Raw genomic sequence first — 10512 nt, 5'->3', positions numbered from 1 at the left:
CCACGGCACGGAGGGGTCTCGTGCTGTCACACGGACAGATTTGGGGAGCCATCGACCGGCTCGCCGAGCGCAAGAAACTGACCGCCTCGGGGCTGGCGCGGCGCGCCGGGCTCGATCCAACGACATTCAATCGCTCCAAGCGGGTGGCGGCGGACGGCCGCGAGCGCTGGCCCTCCACCGAGAGCATCGCCAAGATCCTGCATGCGACCGGGACCTCGCTCGGCGACTTCCTCGGCCTCGTCGGCGAAAGGCCGCGACGCGCGCGACGCGAGGCGTCGCTCAGGCAGGTGCCGTTGCTCGGGCTTGCGCAGGCCGGCGCCGGCGGTTTCTTCGACGATGGCGGCTTCCCCGCCGGCCAGGGCTGGGACCAGATCAGCTATCCGGGGCCGAATGGCGACGGCGCCTACGCCCTTGAGGTCACCGGCGACTCGATGACGCCGCTCTACCGGGACGGCGACATCATCATCGTATCGCCCTCGGCCGAGTGCCGGCGCGGCGATCGCGTCGTCGTCAAGACGACGGAAGGCGAGGTCATGGCCAAGATCCTGCAACGCAAGACGACCAAGGTCGTCGAGCTTGCCTCGTTCAATCCCGCCCATGCCGATCGCACCCTGTCGCCGGCGGATATCGAATGGATGGCGCGCATCGTCTGGGCGAGCCAGTGACGCTCCGCCTCGGCGCTGCGGCCGACAGCGGAGCAAAGGCGGGGCGTCGGTCCGGCGGACCCCTGGCGCTTCTCTTGATCCTCGCCAATGCGATCCTGGCGGCGGGCTGCGGCGGGCTCTCGGCCGAGGAGCTCGAGGTGGTGCCGCCACCCGCCCGCAACGTCACGCCTCCCGGTATCCTGCCGGGCCCCCAGGTCGACGGCCCGCTCTATCGCGAGCCGACGCCGCCACCGCCGCCGGCGCCGCCCCGCTGGCGGCGCTTCTTCCTGCCGAAGACGACCGACGGCGCAACCTTCGTCACCAGGAACCACCTGGTCATCAAGGTCTTTGGCGTGACGCCGCCACCGCTCGACCAGATCTGCCGGCGGATGGATGGCGAAGAATGGCCGTGCGGCCGCACCGCTCTCTTCTCGCTCCGCATGTTCCTGCGTGGCCGGGCGGTCGAGTGCCTGCTTCCCAATCCCGACGGCATCGACCGCGCCGTCGCCCCGTGCCGCGTCGGCAGCATCGACGTAGGGCGCTGGCTGCTCCGTCAGGGCTGGGCGACGCCGGACGAGAACGCGACGGACGAATACCGGACCGCCGCCCACGACGCGCGCTGCGATCGGGTCGGGATGTGGCGGGGAAGCGAGGCCGACCCCGGCTGTCCCGGCAAACCGGCGGACGATCCCCCGCCCTCGTGATCCGGCCTAGGTGACCAGCTCGCCGGCGACCGCCCGGGCGATCAGCGTCCGGGTCTCCGGAATGCCGTAGATCGCCACGAAGGACCCGAACCGCGGGCCGCGCTCCATGCCGAGCAGAATTTCGTAAAGGGTCGCGAACCAGGTCAACGCGACACCCGGACGACCGTCGGGCCCGGTCTTCCTGGCGTCCTGGAAACGGGCGAAGGAACGGCCAACCTCGTAGACCGCATTCTGGATGTCGCCGCTTTCGGCATCGAGCGGGAGCCCGGCAAGCGCCTCGTCGAGGGCAAGCAAGGCGTCGCGCTCTTCCGAATCCGGCTCGCGGAACCTTTTCGTCGGGGCGACGAAGTCGTCGTAGTAGCGAACCGCGTAGCCGACCAGTTCGTCGAGCTTCGGATGCGTCTCCGGCGTCACCCCTTCGACGTGGCGGGTGATGAAGCCCCAGAGGACGTCCTTCTCATGGGCATTGGAGGCGGCCGCGAGGTTGAGCAGCATGACGAAGCTGATCGGCATGTCGATCGACGGCGGCGCACCGGAATGGATGTGCCAGACGGGATTGCCGAGCCGCTTGTCGGCCTCCTGGCCGTCGAAAGCGCCGAGAAACGAGAAATAGTCGTCGACTGCCCGCGGGATGACATCGAAATACAGCCGCTTCGCCGCCTTCGGCTTCTGGTACATGAAGAGCGACAGGCTTTCCGGCGAGGCATAGGTCAGCCACTCCTCGATCGTCAGGCCATTGCCCTTGGACTTGGAGATCTTCTGGCCGGTCTCGTCGAGGAAGAGTTCATAGTTGAAGCCCTCCGGAGGCCGGCCGCCGAGCAGCTTGCAGATACGGTTCGACAGGCGCACGGAGTCGATCAGGTCCTTGCCCGACATCTCGTAGTCGATGCCGAGCGCCGCCCAGCGCAAGGCCCAATCGGCCTTCCATTGGCACTTGACCTGGCCGCCGGTCACCGGCTGCTCGACCAGGTTCTCCGTCTCGGGATCGCGATAGACGATGGTGCCGGCGTCGAGCTTGCGCTCGAGGATGGCGACCTGGAGCACCGCGCCGGTTTCGGGACTGACGGGAAGGAAGGGAGAATAGGTCTCGCGCCGCTCTTCACCGAGGCTCGGCAGCATGATCGCCATGACCTCGTCATAGGCTTCGAGCATCTTGAGGAGCATGGCGTCGAAGCCGCCCGACCGGTACGTCTCGGTCGCGCTCTGGAATTCGTAGGCAAAGCCGAAGCGGTCGAGGAAGCGGCGGAGCCGGGCGTTGTTGTGGGCGCCGAAGCTTTCATATTCGCCGAAGGGATCGGGCACGCTTGTCAGCGGCTGGTTCAGGTAGCCCGCCATCATCTCCCGGTTCGGGACGTTGTCGGGGACCTTCCGCAGTCCGTCCATATCGTCCGAGAAACAGATCAGGCGCGTCGGGATCGCGTCGCCGGTAAGCAGGCGGAAGGCGTTTCGCACCATCGTTGTACGGGCCACCTCGCCGAAGGTGCCGATATGCGGCAGTCCCGACGGGCCGTAGCCGGTCTCGAATATGACCTCCGAAGGCTTGCCGCCCGCGCCGTCGATCCGCGTGACGATCTTTCGCGCTTCCTCGAAGGGCCAGGCCTTCGACTGCTGCGCCGAAGCCGCGATGTCAGGCGTGATTTGTATCGGCGGAGGGTTGAACGAAGGCATCTGTCGTCACCGGTTGTCAGGAGCGGGCGGACCCTAGAACAAACCTGCCGGCGATCAAGCCCCGATTGTGTCATGGAGGTCGGCCGGCCGGGTATTGGAACGGGCTCTCCGAAATCTATATGAGGGGCTCAAGGCCGCGGTTGCGGCGCGCTTGCTTCGGGGCGGCCAAGGCCATACGTTCCGGGCAACACCCGGATACCGAGGCAATACCATGAATCAGCAGGTCAAGACCGTTCCGCACCACGATGCGTTGATCTATGCCATGGTCACGATATCGGCGGCCGACCGGACGATGACCGACCGCGAGCTCAAGACGATCGGCGATATCGTCCAGACGTTGCCGATCTTCGTTGATTTCGACAAGGAGAGGCTGGTCGAGACCGCGGAGGCCTGCGGGAGCCTGATGCAGGGCGACGATGGCTTGCGCACCGTGCTCAACGTCATCGCCGCCTCGCTGCCGCCCAAGCTCTACGAGACCGCCTATGCCCTGGCCGTCGATGTCGCGGCGGCGGATCTCCATGTCGAACAGGAAGAGCTGCGCTTCCTGCAGCTGCTGAGGGACCGTCTCGACCTCGAGAAGCTGGTGGTGGCGGCGATCGAGCGCGGCGCCCGCGCCCGGCACGCGGTCCGCTAGGCTAGGAGAGCAGGCCCTTGACGACCGTGCTCGCCTTGCCGAAATCCATCCGGCCCTGATATTTCGACTTCAGTTCCTGCATGCAGCGGCCGATGTCGCGCAGTCCGTGCGCGTTGGTCTCCTTGACCAGTTGCGCGCAGGCGCTGCGCACCTGCTCGTCGCTGAGCTGGTCCGGCATGAATTTCTTGATGATTGCGATCTCCTCGCGCTCCTGCTCGGCGAGGTCGAGGCGGTTGCCCTCCTCGTAGGTCTTGGCCGATTCGAGTCGCTGGCGAATCATCTTGGTCAGGATTTCGAGGATGTCCTCGTCGCTGACCGGGTCCTTGCCCGCCGCGCGGGCCGCGATGTCGCGGTCCAGAATTGCCGCATTTATCAGGCGTAGTGTCGAAATCTGCCTCTTGTTCTGGTCGAGGGTCGCCTGTTTAAGAGCCGCATTGATCCGCTCACGCATTCCGAGCCTCCTGAGGACGCGACGCGCGAGGATACCGTCACGCCGCGCCGCGTGCAACTTTTCGCTATTCTGTAACTGACTGATTCAACTGGACTTATTTTTTTGGTCCACAGTTGACGCGATGATGCGGCTAACCTAACTTCGCCGCGCGCTTCCAGCGCATCGCGCCGGTTGCTCACCGGCGCAGTCATATGGTCCCTTTGATCGCGGAAATCAAGATGGTCGCTTCCGGCTGGAATGAGTCACGCCCGACTGCCTTGCTCGTGCTGGCCGACGGCACGGTGATCGAGGCCCATGGGATCGGGGCCGAAGGCGAGGCGACCGGCGAGGTCTGCTTCAACACGGCGATGACTGGCTATCAGGAAATCCTCACCGATCCCTCCTATGCCGGGCAGATCATCACCTTCACCTTCCCCCATGTCGGCAATGTCGGCGTCAATGACGAGGACATCGAGACGGTCAACATGGCGGCCGCTTCGGGCGTCCGCGGCTGCGTGCTCAAGACCGACATCACCGATCCGTCGAACTACCGCGCGGCGCGCGACCTCGACAAATGGCTGAAGTCGCGCGGCATCGTCGGCATGGCCGGCGTCGACACCCGGGCGCTCACCACGCTGATCCGCACCAGGGGTGCCGTCGACGCGATCATCATCCACGACCGCGGTGGCGCCTTCGACCTGGCCCGCCTCAAGGCCGAGGCGCGGGGCTGGCCCGGCCTTGTCGGCATGGACCTCGCGAAGGACGTCACCACCGCCCAGACCTACACCTGGGACGAGACCTCCTGGCAATGGGACAAGGGTTACGGACGGCTGGAATCGCCGCGCCATCACGTCGTCGCCATCGACTACGGCATCAAGCGGAACATCCTCCGGCTGCTCGCCGACCACGGCTGCCGGGTCACCGTTCTGCCGGCGACCGCGACCGGCGACGAGATCCTCGCCCACGAGCCGGACGGCGTCTTCCTGTCGAATGGTCCCGGCGACCCGGCCGCCACCGGCGAATATGCGGTGCCGGCGATCCGCCAGGTCATCGACTCCGGCACGCCGACCTTCGGCATCTGCCTCGGCCACCAGATGCTCGGCCTCGCCCTCGGCGCGAAGACGGTCAAGATGCATCAGGGCCATCACGGCGCGAACCATCCGGTCAAGGACCTGACCACCGGCAAGGTCGAGATCACCTCGATGAACCATGGCTTCGCGGTCGACACCGGAACGCTCCCCGAGGGCGTCGAGGAGACCCATGTATCGCTCTTCGACGGCTCGAATTGCGGGCTGCGGCTTGGCGACCGGCCGGTCTTCTCCGTCCAGTATCACCCGGAAGCCTCTCCCGGCCCACGCGACTCGCGCTACCTCTTCCAGCGCTTCGTCGAGATGATGGACGCCAGGGGCTGAGCCGGCCGCGGCCCGTCCTTCCTTGCCTCACCGGTCCGCGGGCGTCCTGTCAAGCAGCGTCGCCAGCTCGTTCGTCCTGATCTCGTCGATCTTGGCATGCAGTGCCGCGATCTCGATCTCGGCCTTGAGGTTGACCTCGTAGTCGTGCGCCGCCTCCAGCCGGTCACGCGCCGCCGCCCGGTTCTGCGACATCAGGATGATCGGCGCCTGGATCGCCGCGAGCAGCGACAGGAAGAGGTTGAGCAGGATATAGGGATAGGGGTCGAAGGGATGGGCCACCATCATCGCCGAATTGACGGCCACCCAGACGACGACGACCGCCGCGAAGCCGATGATGAAACGCCAGGAGCCGCCGATTGCGGCGACGCGGTCGGCGATCCGCTGGCCGAAGGTGGCGCTCTGCTGGAACTCGACATTGACGTTGCGCGAGACAGCGAGGCGCCTTGCCGCCCGCTCGATCACCGACTTCTCCCGCGCCGTCAGGTCGCCCTTGTCGAGTTCGAGCAGCCGGCTGGCGAGATCGAGGATCGTGTCGGCGGACATGGTCTAACCCTGTGTTCTGGCCCAACGAGACATGGGACGGGACTGCGGCGGCTACCTGCTCCGACGGCAGGTCGAACGGCTGACCCAGGCATTGTCGCCGGTCTCGCTGTGCACGAACGCGATCGTGTCCGGATGGATCAGCGTGCCGCGGTGCCGATGCCCGTCGCCATAGGCGACCATCTCGATGCCGCGATTGTCGAAGTCGATCACGCCGAGCACCTTGACCGTACCGCTATAGGAGTCCGCGCCGCCCTGGTTGCCCTCCGCCCCGGCTTCGGGCGGCAGCGACCAGTGCATCACCGCCCTGAACAGCGCGTCGCGTTGCTCCGAGACGGCGAAGGTGTAGGTCAGCGTCGTCCATTCATCCCGGATCAGCATTGCGGCCGGCTCGCAAACCCAGTCCCCGGTCAGGTCGGGCGGGGCGGTCTGCGCCACCGCGGGAAGCGCGAGTCCCGCCGACAAGAGAAGCGCGGCCCCTGTCGCTTTGCGCATGGCATCCTCCCCGTGTCGAGCCGCTCCGGCCTGGACGGTCAGATATTCGCCTGGCCGAAGGTATCGCAGGCGTCGAGCCTGCCTTCCTGATAGCCGATCTTGAACCAGCGGCTGCGCTGCGCCGACGAACCGTGGTTGAAGCTGTCCGGTACCACATAACCCTGGGTCCGGCGCTGGATGGCGTCGTCGCCGATCTGGGCGGCGGCGTTCAGAGCCTCGTCGATATCGCCGACGTCGAGGACATTTCGCGATTCCGCGTCATGCGCCCAGATGCCGGCCAGGCAATCCGCCTGCAACTCCAGGCGGACGGACAATTCGTTGGATTCGACCTGGCTCACCTGCTGGCGGGCGGCATTCACCTTCGGCAGGATGCCGAGCAGGTTCTGGACATGGTGGCCGATCTCGTGGGCGACCACGTAGGCCTGGGCAAAGTCGCCCGGCGCCTTGAAGCGCGTCCTGAGTTCCCGATAGAAGGCGAGGTCGATATAGACCTTCTGGTCGCCGGGACAATAAAACGGCCCGGTCGCCGCGCTGGCCATGCCGCAGGGCGAGGATGTCGAGCCCGAAAAGAGCACCAGAACGGGTTCGCGATAGGTCTTGCCGCCTTCCCTGAAAATCCGCTGCCAGGTGCTTTCGGTATCGGCGAGGACCACCGCGACGAACTGGCCGCCCTCGTCATCCGGCGTTCCGGTCTGGCCGGATGGCTGGCTGCCCGAGGTGATCACCGGTCCGCCACCCGTGCCACCCCCGCCGAGCAACGCGAGCGGGTTGATGCCGGTCAGCCAGCCGATGACCAGGATCACCACGATGGCGCCGATCCCGATGCCGCCACCCCGCCCGACCCTGCCGCCGGGAACCCCGATCCGGGGGCCGGTGCTTCGCCCGTAGCCGCCGAAACCGCCGCTGCTGCCGCGACGGTCCTCGATATTGCTGCTCTGCCGTCGCCCACGCCACTGCACGGCCACCCTCCTCGGTCTGATTCCATCGCTATTTGCGGTGGTGCCGGCCGATACGTCAATCACCCGCGATCGCGGCGGTCCGGGCCGGCATGGTCAGGCCACCAGGCGAACGGCGCGAAATGGCCGTTATTGCCGACACCGGCAAGATCGGCCATCGACCTGGTTCCTGCCGGCCTGTTCTGCTCGCCGTTCGCAGGACGTCCGCGACCGGCGCGTGAACCCCGGAATATCCCGTAGCCATCGTCGTCGCCCTTCCCCCGACCGGCCAATTCCCCTATAAGCCGCGCCTAGCCTGCAACATCCATGATCCGCCCCGGTCGGAATCGCCGCGCCGGGGTTTCGTTCGCGCCGGAACCCATGCCGAAACGCACCGACATCGACTCCATCCTCATCATCGGCGCGGGCCCGATCGTTATCGGTCAGGCCTGCGAATTCGACTATTCGGGAACCCAGGCCGTCAAGGCGCTGAAGGAGGAAGGCTACCGCGTCGTCCTGGTCAACTCGAATCCGGCGACGATCATGACCGACCCGGAGATCGCCGACGCCACCTATATCGAGCCGATCACCCCGGAGCTCGTCGCCAAGATCATCGAGAAGGAGCGCACCGAGCGGCCGGAGGAGAAGCTGGTGCTGCTTCCCACCATGGGCGGACAGACGGCGCTCAACTGCGCCCTGTCGCTGCGGCGGGAAGGTGTGTTGGACAGGTTCGACGTCGAGCTGATCGGCGCCACCGCCGATGCGATCGACAAGGCCGAGGACCGCGAGCGCTTCCGCGAGGCGATGCAGCGGATCGGGCTGGAGACGCCCCGCTCGGAGCTCGCCCATTCGCTGGTCGATGCGCTGAAGGCGATGGACGTCGTCGGCCTGCCGGCGATCATCCGCCCCTCCTTCACCCTCGGCGGCACCGGCGGCGGCATCGCCTATAACCGCGAGGAATTCCTCGAGATCGTCGAGCGCGGCCTCGACGCCTCCCCGACCACCGAGGTGCTGATCGAGGAATCGGTCATCGGCTGGAAGGAATTCGAGATGGAGGTCGTCCGCGACAGGGCGGACAACTGCATCATCGTCTGCTCGATCGAGAACGTCGATCCGATGGGCATCCATACCGGCGACTCGATCACCGTCGCGCCGGCCTTGACCCTGACCGACAAGGAATTCCAGATCATGCGCGACGCCTCGATCGCGGTGTTGCGCGAGATTGGGGTGGAGACCGGCGGCTCGAACGTGCAGTTCGCCGTCAACCCGGCCGACGGGCGCTTGGTCGTCATCGAGATGAACCCGCGCGTGTCGCGCTCGTCCGCGCTGGCGTCGAAGGCGACCGGCTTCCCGATCGCGAAGATCGCGGCCAAGCTGGCGATCGGCTACACGCTCGACGAGATCGCGAACGACATCACGGAGAAGACGCCGGCCTGCTTCGAGCCGACGATCGACTACACCGTGGTGAAGATCCCGAGGTTCGCGTTCGAGAAGTTCCCCGCCGCCAACTCGACCCTCACCACTTCCATGAAGTCGGTCGGCGAGACCATGGCCATGGGCCGGACCTTCAAGGAGGCGTTCCAGAAGGCGCTGCGCGGCCTCGAGACCAAGCGCTTCGGCTTCGGCGCCGACCCCGTCGACCGCCGCCAGGGCGTGCCCGACATCGAGGAGGTCCGTCGGTCGCTCGCGCGCCCGAACTGCGAGCGCATCTTCTCGATCCGCCACGCGATGCGGGCCGGCATGACCACCGCCCAGATCCACGACCTGTGCAAGATCGACCCCTGGTTCCTCGAGAACATGCGGGAGCTCGTCGACTTCGAGGACGACCTGTCGCGCTACGCCGGCCCGTCGGCGGTGCCCGACGACGTGCTGCGGCGGGCCAAGCGGCTCGGCTTCTCCGACGTCCAGATCGCGACCCTCACCGGCGGCACGGAGGCGGAGGTCCGGGCGCGGCGGCAGGCGATCGGCCTGGAGCCTGTGTTCAAGAAGGTGGACACCTGCGCGGCGGAGTTCGACTCCTCGACGCCGTACTTCTATTCCACCTACGAGCGCATCTCGGAGGTGAAGGACTCCGGCCAGAAGAAGATCATGATCCTGGGCGGCGGCCCGAACCGGATCGGGCAGGGCATCGAGTTCGACTACTGCTGCGTCCAGGCGGTGATCGGGCTGAAGGAGATGGGCTTCGAGACCATCATGGTCAACTCGAACCCCGAGACGGTGTCCACCGACTTCGACACCGCGGATCAGCTCTTCTTCGAGCCGCTCACCCTCGAGGACGTGCTCGGGGTGTTCCGCAGCCAGAAGATCGACGGCTGCATCGTCCAGCTCGGCGGCCAGACCCCGCTCAACCTCGCGCGCGCGCTCGAGCAGAACGGCGTCCCGATCATCGGCACCTCGCCCGAGTCGATCGACCTCGCGGAGGACCGCGACCAGTTCCAGAAGGTGCTGAAGCGCCTCGGGCTGCGCCAGCCGGACAACGACACCGCCACGTCGGCGACGGACGCGGTGCGCATCGCCTCGCGGATCGGCTACCCGGTCGTGGTGCGGCCGTCGTACGTGCTCGGCGGGCGCGCGATGGAGATCGCCTACAACCGGCAGTCGGTCGAGCGCTTCGCGGAGATCGCGGCCGAGGTCGCGCCGGAGGCCCCGATCCTCATCGACAAGTTCCTCGAGAACGCGATCGAGGTCGACGTCGACGCGGTCTGCGACGGGGAGCGCTGCGTCATCGGCGGCATCATGGAGCACATCGAGGAGGCCGGCGTCCACTCCGGCGACTCGACCTGCGTGCTCCCGCCGTACACCCTCTCCAAGGACCTGATCGGCCAGCTCCGCGAGCAGACCCGCGCCCTCGGCAAGGCGCTGAAGGTCCGCGGGCTCATGAACATCCGGTTCGCGATCAAGGACGGGAAGGTCTACCTCCTCGAGGTGAACCCGCGCGCGTCGCGGACCATCCCCTTCGTCAGCAAGGCAATCGGCGTTCCGCTCGCCATGATCGGCGCGAAGGTCATGGCCGGCATGACGCTCGAGGAGCTCGGGTTCACCGAGAGCGT

General features: G+C 66.6%; 10 protein-coding genes. 5 read left to right on the top strand and 5 right to left on the bottom strand.

Translation table 11 applies throughout. The features are described from left to right. Positions 1-20 precede the first annotated feature (20 nt). Both KDJ86_RS02810 and KDJ86_RS02805 read left to right on the top strand, forming a co-directional pair. The gene (locus KDJ86_RS02810) at positions 21-665 is read left to right on the top strand and encodes a S24 family peptidase (protein ID WP_291742617.1); all 645 of its coding nucleotides are present in this window, start codon (positions 21-23) and stop codon (positions 663-665) included. Beyond that, positions 632-1348, top strand: a complete 717-nt coding sequence (locus KDJ86_RS02805; protein WP_291742614.1) for a thermonuclease family protein — start codon at positions 632-634, stop codon at positions 1346-1348. The genes KDJ86_RS02810 and KDJ86_RS02805 overlap by 34 nt, the downstream gene beginning before the upstream one ends. 6 nt (positions 1349-1354) lie before the next feature. Here KDJ86_RS02805 and KDJ86_RS02800 read toward each other — a convergent pair whose 3' ends face one another. Beyond that, positions 1355-3016, bottom strand: coding sequence for a lysine--tRNA ligase (locus tag KDJ86_RS02800; RefSeq protein ID WP_291742610.1), 1662 nt, complete (start codon positions 3014-3016; stop codon positions 1355-1357). Positions 3017-3227: 211 nt separating this feature from the next. Between KDJ86_RS02800 and KDJ86_RS02795 the strand changes: the two genes are divergently transcribed. Continuing rightward, complete coding sequence (locus KDJ86_RS02795) at positions 3228-3650, top strand: tellurite resistance TerB family protein (RefSeq protein WP_291742608.1); 423 nt, start codon at positions 3228-3230, stop codon at positions 3648-3650. 1 nt (position 3651) lies between these two features. Here the strand turns inward: KDJ86_RS02795 and KDJ86_RS02790 are convergent, their stop codons facing one another. Next, positions 3652-4101: a GatB/YqeY domain-containing protein gene (locus KDJ86_RS02790; protein ID WP_291742605.1), complete on the bottom strand. Its 450-nt coding sequence runs from the start codon at positions 4099-4101 to the stop codon at positions 3652-3654. Positions 4102-4319: 218 nt separating this feature from the next. Between KDJ86_RS02790 and carA the strand changes: the two genes are divergently transcribed. After that, complete coding sequence (gene carA, locus KDJ86_RS02785; protein WP_291742603.1) at positions 4320-5492, top strand: glutamine-hydrolyzing carbamoyl-phosphate synthase small subunit; 1173 nt, start codon at positions 4320-4322, stop codon at positions 5490-5492. Between the two features lie 27 nt (positions 5493-5519). Here carA and KDJ86_RS02780 read toward each other — a convergent pair whose 3' ends face one another. Genes KDJ86_RS02780 through ypfJ form a run of 3 tightly spaced genes read right to left on the bottom strand, consistent with a single transcriptional unit; the run spans position 5520 to position 7486 of the window. After that, positions 5520-6035, bottom strand: a complete 516-nt coding sequence (locus KDJ86_RS02780; protein ID WP_291742600.1) for a DUF1003 domain-containing protein — start codon at positions 6033-6035, stop codon at positions 5520-5522. Positions 6036-6086: 51 nt separating this feature from the next. After that, the gene (locus KDJ86_RS02775) at positions 6087-6527 is read right to left on the bottom strand and encodes a hypothetical protein (RefSeq protein WP_291742596.1); all 441 of its coding nucleotides are present in this window, start codon (positions 6525-6527) and stop codon (positions 6087-6089) included. 38 nt (positions 6528-6565) lie between these two features. Then, complete coding sequence (gene ypfJ / locus KDJ86_RS02770; protein WP_291742593.1) at positions 6566-7486, bottom strand: KPN_02809 family neutral zinc metallopeptidase; 921 nt, start codon at positions 7484-7486, stop codon at positions 6566-6568. A gap of 357 nt (positions 7487-7843) precedes the next feature. Between ypfJ and carB the strand changes: the two genes are divergently transcribed. After that, a partial coding sequence (gene carB / locus KDJ86_RS02765; protein ID WP_291742590.1) for a carbamoyl-phosphate synthase large subunit occupies positions 7844-10512 on the top strand: 2669 nt, incomplete at its 3' end.

It is taken from the genome of Bauldia sp. (assembly GCF_020442045.1).
Classification (GTDB): Bacteria; Pseudomonadota; Alphaproteobacteria; order Rhizobiales; family Kaistiaceae; genus Bauldia.
The sequence above is the reverse complement of the archived record's forward strand: the minus strand, read 5'-3'. Positions and strand labels throughout refer to the sequence as shown.

Coding starts and splice junctions, on each gene's coding strand:
- KDJ86_RS02800 (WP_291742610.1), bottom strand. CDS start 3,016: ATGCCTTCGTTCAACCCTCCGCCGATACAAATCACGCCTGACATCGCG.
- KDJ86_RS02775 (WP_291742596.1), bottom strand. CDS start 6,527: ATGCGCAAAGCGACAGGGGCCGCGCTTCTCTTGTCGGCGGGACTCGCG.
- KDJ86_RS02780 (WP_291742600.1), bottom strand. CDS start 6,035: ATGTCCGCCGACACGATCCTCGATCTCGCCAGCCGGCTGCTCGAACTC.
- KDJ86_RS02790 (WP_291742605.1), bottom strand. CDS start 4,101: ATGCGTGAGCGGATCAATGCGGCTCTTAAACAGGCGACCCTCGACCAG.
- KDJ86_RS02805 (WP_291742614.1), top strand. CDS start 632: ATGGATGGCGCGCATCGTCTGGGCGAGCCAGTGACGCTCCGCCTCGGC.
- carA (WP_291742603.1), top strand. CDS start 4,320: ATGGTCGCTTCCGGCTGGAATGAGTCACGCCCGACTGCCTTGCTCGTG.
- KDJ86_RS02795 (WP_291742608.1), top strand. CDS start 3,228: ATGAATCAGCAGGTCAAGACCGTTCCGCACCACGATGCGTTGATCTAT.